The sequence below is a fragment of the Longimicrobium sp. genome (assembly GCF_035474595.1).
Classification (GTDB): domain Bacteria; phylum Gemmatimonadota; class Gemmatimonadetes; order Longimicrobiales; family Longimicrobiaceae; genus Longimicrobium.
This window is the reverse complement of sequence record NZ_DATIND010000030.1, coordinates 1-16,070: the sequence shown is the minus strand read 5'-3', so window position 1 is coordinate 16,070 and position 16,070 is coordinate 1. Positions and strand designations below refer to the sequence as shown.

Sequence of the window (16,070 nt, the reverse complement as noted above, 5' to 3'; positions counted from 1 at the left end):
AGCTCCACATCCCGGCGCGGGGAGGTTCGGAAAGCGCGCGGATGCTGGAGAGCCACCCTCTCCCGGGACGGGAGAGGGTCGCGCCCTCCGGCGCGGGGTGAGGACGGCGCGAGGGTGAGGACGCGCACCTCGGCGCGGAACACGCCCCAGAGCCCGCATCTTTTACCGTTTTTTGCCGTTGCGCGGTTGTCGCAACCGGTATCAGGCGGTAAACTTCCCGCCATGACGCAGCAGACGGACGCGCAGAACGCCACCCGGGCCGGAACCGTGGCACTGGTCGGCTTTCCGAACGTGGGAAAGTCGAGCCTGATGAACCGGCTGGTGGAGCAGAAGCTCAGCATCGTGACGCCGCTGGCGCAGACCACGCGCGAGCGCGTGCTGGGGATCGACACGCGCGGCGGCGTGCAGATGGTGTTCATCGACACGCCCGGCCTGGTGGACCCGCGCTACCTGCTGCACCGCGCGATGATGCACGAGGCCACCGAGGTGATCGGCGACGCCGACGTGGTGCTGCTGCTGGTCGACGCCAGCCGCGGCGAGCCGCAGCTCCGCGAGGACGTGCTGGAGCTGGTGCGCCGCGCGAAGATCCTGATCGTCGTCTCCAACAAGATCGACGTGGCCTCGGACGCCGACCGCGCCGCCGTGCGCAGGTGGGCGCGCGAGCACCTGAACGCCGACGCGGCGGAGGTGTCGGCGGAGACGGGGGAGGGGACGGAGGCGCTGCGCGCGCGGGTGGCGGAGCGGCTTCCCGAATCGCCCTTCCTGTACCCGGAGGAGGACGTCAGTTCGCAGCCGGTGCGCTTCTTCGTGGCCGAGCTGGTGCGCGAGACCATCTTCGAGCTGTACGAGAAGGAGGTGCCGTACAGTGTGGCCGTGAAGGTGGAGGAGTTCCGCGAGAACGCACAGCCGGTGTACATCCGCGCGGTGGTGTTCGTGGAGCGGCCCACGCAGAAGGCCATCCTGATCGGCAGCGGCGGAAGCGCCATCAAGCGGCTGGGGCAGGCGGCGCGGTTGAAGGTGGAGGAGTTCGTGGGGGCGCCGGTGTACCTGGACCTGTGGGTGAAGGTCCTGCCCAAGTGGCGCAAGAGCCCGCTGGAGCTGCAGCGGCTGGGTTTCACCCTTCCCGAGGAGCAACGGAAGTGATCGAGCAGTGGCTGCTGGACCTGCTGGTGTGCCCCAAGTGCAAGGGCGAGCTGACGCACGAGACGGAGCCCGAGGCGCTGGTGTGCCCGCGCTGCCGGCTGCGCTACGAGGTGCGCGAGAACATCCCCGTCCTGCTGATCGACGAGGCGAAGCCGCTGGCCTGAGCGGCCCTGCCCCGCGGACGCGCGCTTCCGGCATGTTTGACACCGGGTTACGCGCGGAATATCATTTTCCTTACACTCCCCCCTCACACGTTCCCCGGCCTGCCCCGCGATGCCCCAGCGCGTCCTCCTGCATCACTCGCCGCACGGACGCCCCGCGCCCAGCGCGGTGCGCGAGTTCGCCGCGAGCCAGGGGTTTCCGGTGGTGGAGGTGCTCACCCCGGAAGAGATCGGGCCGCGCGTGAGCCGCACCTATCCCGCGGCGCTGGTGATCGACGCCACGTCGCCGGCCGACGACGCGCTGGCGGTGTGCCGGCAGATGAAGGGCGACGCGTTCACCTCCGTCGTGCCCGTCATCATGTACCTTGCCACGGGGGAGGGGAGCGACGGGATCGTGGCGGCCGCGCTGGAGAACGGCGCCGACGAGGTGCTGAACGGAAGCGGGAGCGCGCGCGAGGTCCTGCTGCGGCTGAAGATGGCCGTGGCCCGCGCCGAGCGCGACGTGAGCGTGCATCCCACGACGCTGCTGCCCGGCACCGTGCAGATCCAGCGCGACATCGCCGAGCGGCTGCGCGGCGGCGAGAAGTTCGCGGTGTGCTATGCGGACCTGGACCACTTCAAGGAGTTCAACGACCGCTACGGCTACATCCACGGCGACCGGGTGATCCTGATCCTCTCGCGCATCCTGCGCGAGGTGGTGCGTGCGTACAGCCCGTCGGCGTTCGTGGGGCACATCGGCGGCGACGACTTCATCTTCAACGCGCCGTTGGGGGACTTCCGCATGTGCTGCGAGGAGGTGATCGGCGTGTTCAGCGAGCTGATCCCCCTGCAGTACACCGAGGAGGACCGCGAGCGGGGCTTCTTCATCGGCAAGGACCGCCGCGGCGAGGTGTACCAGGTGCCGCTGATGACGCTGTCGATCGGAGTGGTGACGAACGAGCACCGCAGCTTCGTGCACACGGCGCAGATCAGCGAGCTCGCCACGGAGATGAAGGCGTACGCCAAGACCTTCCCCGGCTCGATCTACGTGGTCGACCGCCGCACCGACCGGCACCCGGCGGAGCAGCTGGACGAGGCGGCGGCCGCGGGGAGCGAGGCCGCCGCGCTCCCCGTCCCGCCGCCGGCCGAGGAGGGGGAGCTGCCGCGGGGGATGGAGGCCGCCGCGGCGGTGGCGCCGGAGGCGGGCGCCTCGTAGCTTGGTGGGCTCGGACTTCCCGCACCTGAGCCGCGCCCGCCGCGGCCTTTCGACTTTTGCAAGCCGACGCTCCGTTCATGAACGTTCAGTGCACGAGCTGCAAGACCGTTTTCCGGGTGGACCCGGCCAAGGTGCCCGCGGGCGGCGTGCGCGCGCGCTGCTCCATCTGCCGCGCGGTGTTCGAGGTTTCCGCACCGGCGGCTGACGGCAACGCGTCGGTCGCGACGCCGGCGCCCGCTCCGGTCGCTGCCCCGGCTTCCGCGCCCCAGCCCGCGCCGGCGCCCGTCGCCGCGCCGGCATCCGTGCCGACGCCGACACCTGCGCCCGTCGCTGCGCCCGCGCCGACTCCGGCGCCGGTGCGCGCGGAGACGCCGGCGGCACCGCGCGCGCCGTCGCCGTTCGGCGCGTCGGATCCCGCCTCGAAGGCGCGGCGGCTGGCGCGTGCGCTGATCTCCGACATCGTGACGTACTTTCCCGAGCGGCGCGACAAGGCGCTGGCGGACGGGACGCTGCGGCGCGAGTTCACCGAGGAGATCAAGAAGAGCTGGGAGGAGTACGTCGCCCAGGTGGGCCAAGACATGGCGAAGAAGACGCCGCACTTCCGCGAGGCGCTGAACGACATCCTGGCGAAGGGGCAGGCGGTGTTCTGAAACGAAGTGCCAGGTGCCGAGTGCCAAGTGCCAAGTGGTTGCGGCGTGAGACGAGACTGACGTTCGCACCGGGCTACCAGGCACTAGGCACTAGGGACTAGGCACTTGCAGTTATCCGACGCGACCCGGTAGCTTTCTTGCGGTGTACCATACGGGGCCGTCCAAGCCGGGCGGCCCTTGTCGTTGCCGGCATGCAGGCTCAAACTCGACCCTGAAACTCCACGATGAACGAAGATCTGCGCTCCGCGCTGGATGCGAACCGCGACCGGCTCGGTGAGCTGAGGAGGTTCCTTTGACCTCGACAGCAAAGAAGAGCAGCTGAGGCAGCTGGAGGCCCGCATGGGCGACCCGGGGTTCTGGAACGACCAGAACGCCGCCCGCGAGGTGATTGACGAGGCCAACTCGCTGAAGCAGTGGACCGAGCCCTGGGCCCAGCTGGACGCGAAGGTGACCTCGCTCTCGGAGATGGTGGACCTGCTGGAGGGCGAGGACGACCCCGAGATGCTGGCCGAGGTGCAGCGCGAGGCCGACTCCATCGGGCCGCAGCTGGAAGACCTGCAGATGCGGATGATGCTGCAGGGACCCGACGACGGCCGCGACGCGCTGGTGACCATCCACCCCGGCGCGGGCGGCACCGAGAGCCAGGACTGGGCCGAGATGCTGCTGCGCATGTACCAGCGCTGGGGCGACCGCCACGGCTTCGAGGTGGAGCTGCTGGACCGCCAGGAGGGCGAGGAGGCGGGGATCAAGGACGCCACGCTGGAGATCCGCGGACAGTACGCGTACGGCTTCCTGAAGGCCGAGCGCGGCGTGCACCGCCTGGTGCGCATCTCGCCGTTCGACAGCGCGGCGCGGCGCCACACCTCGTTCGCCTCGGTCTTCGTCTACCCGGTGGTCGACGACAACATCGAGATCGAGATCCGCGACGAGGACATCGAGATGGACGTGTACCGCGCGTCGGGCGCCGGCGGGCAGCACGTGAACAAGACGTCGTCGGCCGTGCGGCTGCGGCACCTGCCGTCGGGGATCGTGGTGGCCTGCCAGCAGGAGCGCAGCCAGCACAAGAACCGCGCGACCGCCATGAAGATGCTGAAGGCGGCGCTCTACCAGCGCGCGCTGGAGGAGCAGGAGAAGGAGAAGGCCAAGCTCGAGTCGACCAAGACCGACATCGCCTTCGGCAGCCAGATCCGCTCCTACGTCTTCCAGCCGTACACGATGGTGAACGACCATCGCACCGAGCTGAAGATTCCCGACGTGCAGAAGGTGATGGACGGCGACCTGGATCCGTTCATCCACGCGTACCTGCGCGAGTACGGGCGGGTGCAGACGGCGTAATAAACGAAGTGCGTGAGTGCGGAAGTGCGCGGGTCTTCAGCGCACTCAGAACCAGCAGCCTCGCGCAGTTTGCGAGGCTTCCCGTAGTTGTTGCTGCGGCTTCAGTCGCCGGTCCGGGATCGGCCGGGCTGCTGCCTCGGGACCGATAGCCTTTGAATCACCAGAAGCAGTTCAGCTCAGCCTGCGCGGAAGATGATCGGGATGGACGAGATTCGGGATGGTGCGGAAGCGCAGGGCGGCGACGACCGCGTGATGGCCGACCGGCTGGCGAAGCTGGACCGGCTGCGCGAGCGCGGCATCGAGCCGTTCGCCTATCGCTACGAGCCCACGCACTCCGCCACCGGGGCGCTCTCCCTCTTCCAGCAGTGGGACGAGGGGAAGGGCGAGGCGGCGGGCGACGGGCCCGAGGAGACGGTCCGCCTGGCCGGCCGCATGGTCAGCCGGCGGGTGATGGGGAAGAGTACCTTTGCGCACCTGGCCGACCGCACGGGCCGGATCCAGCTCTACTTCCGCGTGAACGACCTGGGCGAGCGATACGAGCTGCTGGACCTGGTCGACCTGGGCGACTGGATCGGCGCGGAGGGCACGCTCTTTCGCACCCGCACCGGCGAGGTGTCGCTGCGCGTGAAGTCGTTCGACCTTCTCGCCAAGTCGCTCCGCCCCCTCCCGCTGGGGAAGGAAGAGACGGACCCGGAGACGGGCGAGCGGCGCGTGTACTCCGGCTTCAGCGACCAGCAGGCGCGCTACCGGCAGCGCTACGCCGACCTGGCGGTGAACCCGGAGGTGCGCGACGTGTTCGTGCTCCGCGCGCGCGCCGTCACCGCGCTGCGGCGCTTCCTGGACGACCGCGGCTTCATCGAGGTGGAGACCCCGGTGCTGCAGCCCGTGTACGGCGGCGCGGCGGCGCGGCCCTTCGTCACCCACCACAACACGCTGGGGATGCAGCTGTACCTGCGCATCGCCGACGAGCTGTACCTGAAGCGGCTGATCGTGGGGGGGATGGAGCGCGTGTACGAGATCTCCAAGGACTTCCGCAACGAGGGGATCGACCGCTTCCACAACCCCGAGTTCACCATGCTGGAGTTCTACGCCGCCTATTTCGACTACGAGGCGGTGATGGACCTGACCGAGGAGATGCTGGGCCACGTGGCCCGCGAGGTGCTGGGCGACGCGCCGATCAGGCTGGCGGGGCAGGAGATCAGCCTCACCCCGCCTTTCCGCCGGCTGACGATGTACGACGCGCTGCGCGAGGTGGGCGGCGTGGACGTGGCGTCGCTGTCGGAAGCGGAGATGCGGGAGAAGGCGATCGAGGCGGGCGTCGACCGCGCGGAAGCGGCGAAGATGGGGCGGGGGAAGCTGATCGACGAACTGTTCGGCGAGCTGGTGGAGCCGAAGCTGATCCAGCCCACCTTCATCACCGACTACCCGCGGGAGATGAGTCCCCTCGCAAAGCCGAAGCGCGGCAACCCCGAGCTGACCGAGCGCTTCGAGCTGATCGTGGGCGGGAAGGAGCTGTGCAACGCGTACAGCGAGCTGAACGACCCCATCGACCAGCGCGGCCGCTTCGAGGCGCAGCGGCGCCTGCGCGAGCAGGGCGACGACGAGGCGCAGCAGCTGGACGAGGACTTCCTGCGCGCGCTGGAGTACGGGATGCCCCCCACCGGCGGCTTCGGGATGGGGATCGACCGGCTCTGCATGATCCTGGCGGGGCAGCCGTCGGTCCGCGACGTGATCCTGTTTCCCACGCTGCGGCCGGAGGAATGATGGGGGGGACGAGGGGACAGGGGCCGGGGGACAGGGGACAGGGACCGCTTCGCGCGCACGGGTTTTCTTGCGCGCTGGCGGCGAAATCCCCATGCGGTAACGCGGTTCTCACCCCGCGCCGGGAACGATCGCGAGGGAACAGGTTACAGCCTGCCATGCGAGCGAATCCCGTGTTTTCCCTGTCCCCTGTCCCCTGTCCCCTGTCCCCTCGATGAGCCTGGAATGGTTCATCGGCCGGCGCTACCTGGCGTCGCGGCGGGGGACGCGCTTCCTCTCGCTCATCACCCTCATCGCCATCGGCGGGGTGAGCGTGGGGGTGATGGCGCTGATCGTGGTGATCGCGGTGATGACGGGGCTGCAGGAAGACCTGCGCGACAAGATCCTGGGCGTCAACCCGCACATCTGGGTGATGACCTACGGCGAGACCATGCGCATGGACGACTGGCAGGAGGTGCTGGCCAAGGTGCAGCGCATCCCCGGCGTGCAGGCGGCCGGCCCGTTCGTGCACACCGAGGTGGGGATCCGCAACCGCGCCAACTACTCCGAGGCGGGGATCCTGCGCGGGATCGACGCGTACCGGCCGGGCGAGACGGTCACCGACATCGTCTCCACCATCCGCACGCACGACCTGCTCCCGGCGCGCACCCGCAGCGGGCTGCCGCCCATCGTGCTGGGCGAGGGGCTGGCAATGCGCGCGAGCGCCCTTCCCGGCGACACGCTGATCATCATCTCCTTCCAGAACGCCACCGTCTCGGCCGTGGGCGGGCTGATGCCCAAGCTGCGGCAGTTCGAGGTGACGGGCACGTTCCGCACGGGGATGTACGAGTACGACAACAAGTTCATGTACACCTCGCTGGCCTCGGCGCAGGACCTGACCGGGCTGGGGAGCGCGGTGAGCGGGATCGAGGTGAAGGTCCCCGACCCCATGCATGCGTCCGAGGTGGCGCGCCGCATCGACGAGCGGCTGGGGCTGCCCTACCGCACGGACGACTGGAAGACGATGAACTCGGCGCTCTTCTCCGCGCTGAAGCTGGAGAAGCTGGCGATGGGGCTCATCCTCCTCCTGATCGTCGTGGTCGCCGCCTTCAACATCGTCTCCACGCTGGTGATGGTGGTGACCGACAAGACGCGCGAGATCGGGATCCTGAAGTCGATGGGGCTCACCGGGCGGCGGGTGCTCAGGATCTTCATGATCCAGGGGCTGGTGATCGGGATCGTGGGCAGCCTCCTGGGCGGCGGCGGCGGGCTGCTGCTGAACTTCCTGATCGACCGCTACCACCTGATCCGCATCCCCGGGGAGATCTACTTCGTGAGCCACCTCCCCGTGCGCAGCGACCCGTGGGACGTGCTCACCATTCTCCTGGCCACGGTGGCGATCTCGTTCGTGGCGACGATCTACCCGGCGCTGCAGGCGGCGCGGCTGACCCCGGTGGAGGCGATCCGCCATGAGTAGCCCCGCCGAGCGCTTCGCGGCCGAGGCTCCGGGTACCGATGTCCGCGGGGCCACTGCGCCCGCGGCGGAGATCGCGGTTTCCGCGCGCGGCGTGCGCAAGGAGTACCTGGGCGGCGACGGGCGCACGCTGACCGTGCTCGCCGGCGTGGACCTCGACGTGGCGCGCGGCGAGGCGATCTCGGTGATCGGCCGCAGCGGCTCGGGAAAGAGCACGCTCCTGCAGGTCCTGGGCGGGCTGGACGTGCCGAACGCGGGGACCGTGCACGTGGGCGGCCGCGACCTGGCCCGGCTGAACGAGGAGGACCTTGCGAGGGTAAGAAGCACCAGCATCGGCTTCGTCTTCCAGTTCCACCACCTCCTGCGCGAGTTCACCGCGCTGGAGAACGTGATGATGCCGCAGCTGATCGCCGGCGCGGGCGACCGCCAGGCGCGCGACCGCGCGCGGGAGCTGCTGGCCGGCGTGGGGCTGGAGGACCGGGCCACGCACAAGCCGTCGCAGCTCTCCGGCGGCGAGCAGCAGCGGGTGGCCGTGGCCCGCGCCCTGGCCAACCGGCCGCTGGTGCTGCTGGCCGACGAGCCCTCGGGGAACCTGGACCCCGAGACTGCCGAGGCGATGCACGACGAGTTCTTCCGAGTGTGCCGCGACGAGGGCGCGGCGCTGGTGCTGGTCACGCACGACCTGGCCCTGGCCGCGCGCGCCGGCCGCGTGCTCCGGCTGCATGCCGGGCACCTGGAAAACGCGCACGGCCCGGAGCCCGGGCTGCTGGAATAGAGGGAACCAAAGACCATGGCAACGCCCTGCGATCGCTGCGGAAACAACGAAGCCGCGATCCACTTCACGCAGATCCAGAACAACGAGACCACGACTCGCCACCTGTGCGAGTCGTGCGCGGCCGCGCTCGGCCTGGACCCCGGCGCGAGCACGGCCGGCCCCGCGACCGCGCCGCTGGCCGACTTCCTGGGGCAGCTGGGGAAGGCCATCGCCGGCGAGAGCACCTGGGCGGCGGGCGCCTGCCCCGGGTGCGGGCTCACGCTGGCCGACTTCAAGCGCACCGGCCGGCTGGGGTGCGCGCGCTGCTGGTCGGCGTTCGAGCCGTCGCTGAAGGGGCTGCTGCGCAAGCTGCACGGCGGCACCCAGCACGTGGGCAAGGTCTACCTTCCCCCCGACCCCACCGAGATGGACCGCACCGCGCGGGCGACCTCGCTCCGGCGCAGCCTGCAGCGCGCGGTGGACGAGGAAGACTTCGAGCGCGCGGCCGCACTCCGCGACCAGATCCGGCGGCTGGAGGCGCAACCCTGATGGCGAAGACCATGCTTCCCGGCGACCCCGAGGCGGGGCTGGAGTGGCTGCACGCGGAAGGGCCGCACGCCGACATCGTGCTGTCCACGCGCATCCGCCTGGCGCGCAACCTCCAAGGCTTCCGCTTCGGGCAGCGCGCCGACGGCGCCGACCGCGCCGAGGTGCTGCGCCTGGCCACCGGAGCCGCGGGGACGACGGAGGCGCTGCGCAACGCCACGCAGCTGGTGATCCCCGCGCTGGAGCCGGCGGCGCGCCAGCTCCTGCTCGAACGCCACCTGGTTTCCCGCGAGCTGATCGGCGGCGAGGCCTCGCTCCCGCACTCCGACGCGGCGCTCCTGCTGCCGGCGGCCGACTCGGTGAGCGTGATGGTGAACGAGGAGGACCATCTCCGCCTCCAGTCGCTGGTCGGCGGCTTCCGCCTGCGCGACGCGTGGCGCAACATCGAGCGGCTGGACGACGAGCTGGGGCAGCGCCTTCCCTACGCCTTCCACAACGAGTTCGGGTACCTGACGAGCTGCCCCACCAACGTGGGAACGGGGCTCCGGGCGTCCGTCCTCATGCACCTTCCCGGGCTGGTGCTGACGCAGGAGATCGGGAAGGTGCTGCAGGGGATCAGCCAGGTGGGGCTCACCTTCCGCGGCCTGTACGGCGAGGGGTCGGAAGTCGTGGGCAACTTCTTCCAGATCTCCAACCAGACCACGCTGGGGAAGACGGAAGAAGACCTGATCGAGCACCTGCAGCGCATCGTGCAGCAGGTGGTGCAGTACGAGGCGCAGGCGCGCGCGGTGCTGCTGCGCGACGCGCGGACGGTGATCGAGGACAAGGTGTGGCGCGCCTACGGGCTCCTGCGCCACGCGCGCAGCATCGGCTTCGAGGAGGTGATGAACCTTCTTTCCGGCGTGCGCCTGGGCGTGGGGCTGGACCTCATCCAGGGGGTGCGGGTATACACGCTGAACCGCATCATGATCTTCGCCCAGTCCGCCCACCTGGAGCTGCTGAACGGCGGCCCCGCGGGCGACGCGGACGTGGCCCGGGCGGCGTACGTGCGGCAGGCGCTGGCAGGCGAGCCGGCCGATTCGGCATGACGCGCCGCCGCCCCCACCGGGGCGGGGGAACATCCGGCGCCGCGCCGTTTCGTAACTCTTTGAGCTGAGAAATCTTGGGGTCCGTCCGCCGGCCATGATACCGGCGATGGCCCCTCTCGTGCAGATACCGGCGCTTTCGAGCGCCGTGCAGAACAACGATCACTCCGCAGGTCCGGAGGCCAGTCAGAGATGAACTACAACTTCACCGACCGCGTGCGCAAAGTGCTGGCGATGGCCCGCGAGGAGGCTATCCGCCTGCAGCACGACTACGTCGGAACCGAGCACATCCTCCTGGGCCTCATCCGCGAGGGCGAGGGCGTGGCCGCCGCGGTGCTGAACAACCTGGCGGTGGACCTGGAGCAGGTGCAGGAGAAGGTCGAGGAGAGCGTGCGCCGCGGGAAGGCGACGATCGCCCTGGGCGAGCTCCCGTACACGAGCCGCGCCAAGAAGGTGCTGGAGTTCGCGATGGCCGAGGCCCGCGAGCTGAACCACTCGTACGTGGGCACCGAGCACCTCCTGCTGGGCCTGCTGCGCGAGGAGAAGGGGATTGCCGCGGAGGTGCTGGGCCAGCTGGGCGTGAGCCTCGAGGACGCGCGCCGCGAGACGCTGAAGCTGCTGGGCAGCGAGCCCAGCGCCGCGCCGCAGGCCAGCGCGGGCGCCATCGGCGGCTCGGGGAGCACGCCGAAGGGTGAGAAGAAGAGCAAGACCCCGGCGCTCGACCACTTCTGCCGCGACCTGACCGAGCTGGCGCGCCAGGGCGAGCTGGACCCCACCATCGGCCGCGCGGAAGAGATCGAGCGGGTGATGGAGATCCTGTCGCGGCGCAAGAAGAACAACCCGGTGCTGATCGGCGAGCCCGGCGTGGGGAAGACGGCCATCGTCGAGGGCCTCGCCCAGCTCATCGCCGAGGGGAAGTGCCCCGAGTCGCTGCGTGACCACCGCGTGCTCGCGCTCGACATGGCGGCCGTCATCGCCGGCACCAAGTACCGTGGGCAGTTCGAGGAGCGGCTGAAGGCGGTGATGAACGAGATCAGCCAGAACAAGAACATCATCCTCTTCATCGACGAGCTGCACACGCTGGTCGGCGCGGGCGCGGCGGAAGGCGCCATCGACGCCAGCAACATGCTGAAGCCGGCGCTGGCGCGCGGCGAGCTGCAGTGCGTGGGCGCGAGCACGCTGAACGAGTACCGCAAGTACATCGAGAAGGACGGCGCGCTGGAGCGCCGCTTCCAGACCGTGGCCGTGGACCCGCCCTCGATCGACGAGGCCATCGAGATCGTGAAGGGGCTGCGCAGCCACTACGAGGACCACCACCGCGTGCACATCACCGACCTGGTGATCGAGAGCGCGGTGAAGCTGAGCGAGCGCTACATCACCGACCGCTTCCTGCCCGACAAGGCGATCGACGTGATCGACGAGGCGGGCGCGCGCGCGCGGCTGGCCACGCAGGTGCCGCCGGCCGACGTGAACGACCTGAAGCAGGAGATGGAGAAGGTCGGGCAGAAGAAGGACGAGGCCATCCGCGACCAGGACTTCGAGCGCGCGGCCGAGCTGCGCGACCACGAGCGCGAGCTGCAGCGCCGCATCCAGGAGCGCGAGAAGGCGTGGGAGGAGGAGCGCCGGACGAATCGGCCGACGCTCGGCGAGGAGGACGTGGCCTTCATCGTCAGCCGCTGGACGGGGATCCCGGTGACGCGGCTGAAGCAGGCCGAGAGCGCGCGCCTGGTGAACATGGAGGACGAGGTCCACAAGCGGGTGGTGGGGCAGGACCGCGCCATCCAGGCGATCAGCAAGGCCATCCGCCGCAGCCGCGCGGGGCTGAAGGACCCGCGCCGCCCCATCGGCTCGTTCATCTTCGCCGGCCCCACGGGTGTCGGTAAGACCGAGCTGGCGCGGGCGCTGGCCGAGTTCCTGTTCGCGGACCGCAACGCGCTGATCCGCGTGGACATGAGCGAGTACATGGAGAAGTTCTCGGTGTCGCGGCTCATCGGCGCGCCTCCGGGGTACGTGGGCTACGAGGACAGCGGGACGCTGACCAAGGCCGTGCGGCGCAAGCCCTACAGCGTGGTGCTGCTCGACGAGATCGAGAAGGCGCACCCCGACGTCTTCAACATCCTCCTCCAGGTCCTTGACGAAGGCCACCTGACCGACAACTACGGCCGGGTGATCGACTTCAAGAACACGGTCATCATCATGACCAGCAACCTGGGCGCGCGCGACATCGGCAAGGGGAAGGGGCTGGGCTTCCACTCTCCCGACGCCAAGACGCAGTTCGAGCGCATGGAGGAGAAGGTGAAGGAGGAGATCGAGCGCGCGTTCAACCCCGAGTTCCTGAACCGGCTGGACGACACGATCATCTTCCACCCGCTGACCCGCGAGCAGATCGGGCAGATCATCCACAACCTCCTGGCCGACGTGGAGAACCGTCTGAAGGAGGAGGAGATCGGCATCAAGCTCTCGGACGAGGCGATCGACTTCCTGATCGAGAACGGGTACGACGAGAAGTTCGGCGCCCGGCCCATCCGGCGGGCGATCCAGCGGTACCTGGAAGACCCGCTGTCGGAGAAGATCCTGCTGGCCGAGTACTCGGCCGGCGACGAGATCGAGGTCACCGTGGGCGAGGACAAGCAGTCCCTGGCCTTCCGGGTCCTCGCCAAGCAGTCGACGACCACGACCACCTAGACCCGAGCCTGCAGTGCACGCAAACCTCAACCGGGGAGGGGCCGCCGCGGCGGCCCTCCTCTCGTTCATGCTCGCCGCGCTTCCGCGCGCCGCACACGCCCAGGACACCACCGCCGCCTCCGCCGCCGCCCCCGCCCAGCAGGGGCTGGTGGTGGACAGCGTGGAGGTGCGCGGCAACGTCCGGCTGACGGCGGCCGCGGTGCGCTCGACCGCCGGCATCCAGCCGCGCACCACCGTGACCCCCGTGCAGGTGCAGTCGGCCATCCGCCGGCTGATGGCCAGCCAGGGGTACGCGAGCGCCGACGTGCTGGTGCGCGAGACCGCGCCCGGCCACGGCATCGTCACCCTGCAGGTCACCGAGCGGCCGTACGTGGCCGCGGTGGAGTTCCGCGGGCTGAAGAGCCTGAACGGGAACGCCGTGCGCGACTCGGTGCACCTGCGCGAGGGCGCGCCGCTGAACCCGCAGCGGGTGATGGACGTGCAGGCGCGCATCCGCGACCAGCTGGCCAAGAAGGGGATCGAGCTGGTGTCGATCGACACGGCGCTGGTGGCCGAGCCCAACTCGCAGGGCGGCTACCGCCTGGTGTTCAACGTGAAGGAGGGCAACCGCCTGACAGTGGCCCAGGTGGACTTCCAGGGGAACCAGGCGTTCAGCGACGAGGAGCTGACCGGGGCCATGAAGACCAGGCCCGAGGGCTTCTGGTGGTTCCGCTCGGGGCGCTTCGACCGCGAGAGCTTCGAGACCGACCTGCGCGAGTCGCTCCCCGGCTTCTACGCCGACCGCGGCTACATCGACTTCGCGGTGCTGGGCGACACGCTGGTGGTGGACCCGCAGAGCGGGAAGGCGCGGCTGGTGGTGGAGGTGAGCGAGGGGCCGCGCTACCGCCTGGGCGAGTTCACCATCCAGGGCGCCAGCCACTTCCCGCACGACGACCTGGAGAAGCTGTTCCTGGAGCAGCACCACTCGGTGCTGGGCCTTCCGGTGGGCGGCACCAGCCAGCGCATCAGCGGCGAGGTGTTCGACCGCGGCGCGCTGGACGCGGCGGCCAAGCAGATCGAGCAGCTGTACCGCAACGAGGGATACCTGTACGCGCAGGTGGAGCCGGTGGTGGAGCGCCTGCCCGTGCAGGCCGGGCAGGAGCCCACGGTGAACGCCACGCTGGCGGTCAGCGAGCGGCAGCCCTTCTACATCCGGCACATCGCCTTCGAGGGGAACACCACCACGCACGAGCAGGTGCTGCGCGACCGCATGTGGGTGCTGCCGGGCGACGTGTACGACGAGCAGCGGCTGATGCAGAGCTACCAGGCCATCAGCGGCCTGGGCTTCTTCGAAAGCCCGCTCCCGGTTCCCGACATCCACCCGGTCCCCGACAGCGGGGTGGTGGACATCACCTTCCACGTGAAGGAGAAGCAGACCGGGAACATCAACTTCGGCACCGTGATCGGCGGCGGGTACGCCGGCCGCGGCGGCGGGGTGAGCGGGTTCCTGGGCTACAACCAGCCCAACCTGTTCGGGCAGGGGAAGAACGCCAGCCTGCGCGCCGAGTACGGCTACGGGCGCAGCACCTTCGAGGCCAGCTACACCGACCCGGCCATCGCCGGCTCGCGCACCTCGGGAACGTTCTCGCTCTTCCGCATGGGCGACCGCTTCGTGCAGTCGAACAACGGGCGGCGGCTGCGCACCGGCGCCAGCCTGCAGTTCGGCTTCCCGGTGCCGTGGTTCACGCGCACGCGGGCCTTCGTGGGGTACACGCTGTCGCGCACCACGTACACGGCATTCGACGACCCGTGCGCGCAGTTCTCGAACAACGTGTTCTGCCTTCCGGCGGCCACGGCCAGCAGCCTGAGCCTGTCGCTGGTGCGCGACACCAAGAACCACCCGCTCTTCCCCACGGCGGGAACGCGGCAGTCGGTGACGGTGGCGCAGACGGGCGGGCCGGTGGGCGGCAACGGCAACTTCCAGAAGCTGCTGACCGAGGCCGAGTGGTGGGTGCCCATGGGGAACATCGGCGCCGGGGCGCGGCCGATCCGCACCACGCTGGGGCTCAGCATCCGCGCGGGAACGGTGTTCGGCGACGTGAGCCGCTTCCCCTTCGAGCGCTTCTTCGTGGGCGGGGTGCAGCAGGGCGAGCCGCTGCGCGGGTACCAGGAGTACACCATCGGGCCGCGCGGCTACAGCGCGGCGTGCCACAGCTCGCTGACCACCGAGTGCCTGGGCGACGGCTTCGTGACGCTGAGCACCGAGTACGCGGTGCGGCTGAACGACATGCTCTCGGTGCACGTGTTCGGCGACGCGGGGAACGTGTTCAACGACGTGCAGGAGTTCAACCCCACGCGCATGTTCCGCAGCGCCGGCGTGGGCGGCACCATCGTGACGCCCTTCCTGGGCGCCATCGGGGTGGACGCGGCGTACGGGTTCGACCGGCCCGACCCGGGCTGGGAAGTGCACTTCAAGCTGGGCAGCGGGTTCTGACGGGCGTCGGGACCCGACTTCTACAACTTTCTGGACTGGAGAGAGGCGATGAAGCGTTTTCTGTCGGCGGGAGTGCTGGGCGCGGTTGCCGCGCTGGTGATGGGCGCCGCCCCGGCGGCGGCCCAGGCGGGGCTGAAGATCGGGTTCGTGAACTCGCAGCGGGTGCTGGCCGAGGCGCCGGGGGTGCAGCAGGTGCAGCAGACGCTGCAGCGCGAGCTTCCCGGCCTGCGCGCGCCGCTGGACTCGCTGGAGGCGTCGCTGCAGACGCGGCAGCAGCAGTTCCAGCAGCAGCAGGGCTCCATGACGCAGCAGGCGCGCGACGCGCGCCAAACCGAGCTGCAGCAGGCGTTCGCCGCCTACCAGCAGCGGGTGCAGCAGGTGCAGGAGCAGGCGCAGCGCCGGCAGGAGACGCTGGTGGCGCCGGTGATGCAGCAGATCAACACCGCCATCGAGGCGCTGCGCCGCGAGGGCGGGTTCACCATGATCGTGGACAGCTCGGCGGGCGGGATCGTGGTGGTGGACCCGGCGCTGGACCTGACCGACCGGGTGCTGCAGCGCCTGCGCGGCGGCGCGGCGGCCCCGCCGGCGGCTCCGCGTCCGTAACGGACTGGCGCGCCAGCGGTTTGCGCCGCGGCGCGATGGCGGGCTAAACTGAAGGCGCTCGCGACCCACCGGGTCGTGGGCGCCTTCGGTGTTTCGGGGCGGGGGATCAGGGGACAGGGGACAGGGGGGCGCCGGTGGCTGCGGTGCGCGGGTCCGGCGTCGCGCCCTCTCCGGCCGGCCCAGGCCGTCCACCTCTCCCGTACCGGGAGAGGTAGCCATCCGGCAT

At 70.0% G+C, this 16,070-nt stretch carries 13 protein-coding genes and 1 pseudogene; all 14 read left to right on the top strand.

Features of this window, described 5'->3' with window-relative positions; all coding sequences use genetic code 11:
* The first annotated feature begins 222 nt into the window (after positions 1 to 222).
* The 14 genes and pseudogenes from era to VLK66_RS05495 all read left to right on the top strand — a co-directional run bounded on the left by era (position 223) and on the right by VLK66_RS05495 (position 15,844).
* Complete coding sequence (gene era, locus VLK66_RS05560; RefSeq protein ID WP_325308389.1) at positions 223 to 1,143, top strand: GTPase Era; 921 nt, start codon at positions 223 to 225, stop codon at positions 1,141 to 1,143.
* Positions 1,140 to 1,307 carry a Trm112 family protein gene (locus VLK66_RS05555; RefSeq protein ID WP_325308388.1) on the top strand — a complete coding sequence of 56 codons (168 nt, stop codon included), beginning with the start codon at positions 1,140 to 1,142 and terminating at the stop codon, positions 1,305 to 1,307. Before era ends, VLK66_RS05555 begins: the two co-directional genes overlap by 4 nt.
* A 109-nt stretch (positions 1,308 to 1,416) precedes the next feature.
* Positions 1,417 to 2,499: a diguanylate cyclase gene (locus VLK66_RS05550; RefSeq protein ID WP_325308387.1), complete on the top strand. Its 1,083-nt coding sequence runs from the start codon at positions 1,417 to 1,419 to the stop codon at positions 2,497 to 2,499.
* Positions 2,500 to 2,576: 77 nt separating this feature from the next.
* A pseudogene (locus tag VLK66_RS28720) lies at positions 2,577 to 2,636 on the top strand (zinc-ribbon domain-containing protein); the annotation flags it as partial.
* A gap of 324 nt (positions 2,637 to 2,960) precedes the next feature.
* Positions 2,961 to 3,149, top strand: coding sequence for a hypothetical protein (locus VLK66_RS05540; RefSeq protein WP_325308385.1), 189 nt, complete (start codon positions 2,961 to 2,963; stop codon positions 3,147 to 3,149).
* 224 nt (positions 3,150 to 3,373) lie between these two features.
* A protein-coding gene (prfB, locus tag VLK66_RS05535) for a peptide chain release factor 2 (RefSeq protein ID WP_414676454.1) occupies positions 3,374 to 4,484 on the top strand; the annotation gives its coding sequence in 2 pieces (ribosomal slippage) (positions 3,374 to 3,433 and positions 3,435 to 4,484; 1,110 coding nt in all).
* A gap of 201 nt (positions 4,485 to 4,685) precedes the next feature.
* Positions 4,686 to 6,248 carry a lysine--tRNA ligase gene (gene lysS / locus VLK66_RS05530; RefSeq protein WP_325308384.1) on the top strand — a complete coding sequence of 521 codons (1,563 nt, stop codon included), beginning with the start codon at positions 4,686 to 4,688 and terminating at the stop codon, positions 6,246 to 6,248.
* A gap of 211 nt (positions 6,249 to 6,459) precedes the next feature.
* Positions 6,460 to 7,701 (top strand): FtsX-like permease family protein, encoded by a 1,242-nt coding sequence (locus VLK66_RS05525; RefSeq protein ID WP_325308383.1) that lies wholly within the window; start codon positions 6,460 to 6,462, stop codon positions 7,699 to 7,701.
* A complete protein-coding gene (locus VLK66_RS05520) occupies positions 7,694 to 8,473 on the top strand; it encodes an ABC transporter ATP-binding protein (RefSeq protein ID WP_325308382.1) in 780 nt (259 codons plus the stop codon). Before VLK66_RS05525 ends, VLK66_RS05520 begins: the two co-directional genes overlap by 8 nt.
* A gap of 15 nt (positions 8,474 to 8,488) precedes the next feature.
* Positions 8,489 to 9,001: a UvrB/UvrC motif-containing protein gene (locus tag VLK66_RS05515; RefSeq protein WP_325308381.1), complete on the top strand. Its 513-nt coding sequence runs from the start codon at positions 8,489 to 8,491 to the stop codon at positions 8,999 to 9,001.
* Positions 9,001 to 10,086, top strand: coding sequence for a protein arginine kinase (locus tag VLK66_RS05510; RefSeq protein WP_325308380.1), 1,086 nt, complete (start codon positions 9,001 to 9,003; stop codon positions 10,084 to 10,086). The genes VLK66_RS05515 and VLK66_RS05510 overlap by 1 nt, the downstream gene beginning before the upstream one ends.
* Positions 10,087 to 10,275: 189 nt before the next feature.
* Complete coding sequence (locus tag VLK66_RS05505; RefSeq protein WP_325308379.1) at positions 10,276 to 12,768, top strand: ATP-dependent Clp protease ATP-binding subunit; 2,493 nt, start codon at positions 10,276 to 10,278, stop codon at positions 12,766 to 12,768.
* A 13-nt stretch (positions 12,769 to 12,781) separates the two neighbouring features.
* Entirely contained in the window at positions 12,782 to 15,241 is a 2,460-nt protein-coding gene (gene bamA / locus VLK66_RS05500) for an outer membrane protein assembly factor BamA (RefSeq protein WP_325308378.1), read from the top strand.
* 48 nt (positions 15,242 to 15,289) lie between these two features.
* Positions 15,290 to 15,844, top strand: a complete 555-nt coding sequence (locus tag VLK66_RS05495; RefSeq protein WP_325308377.1) for an OmpH family outer membrane protein — start codon at positions 15,290 to 15,292, stop codon at positions 15,842 to 15,844.
* The last annotated feature ends 226 nt before the right edge of the window (positions 15,845 to 16,070 follow it).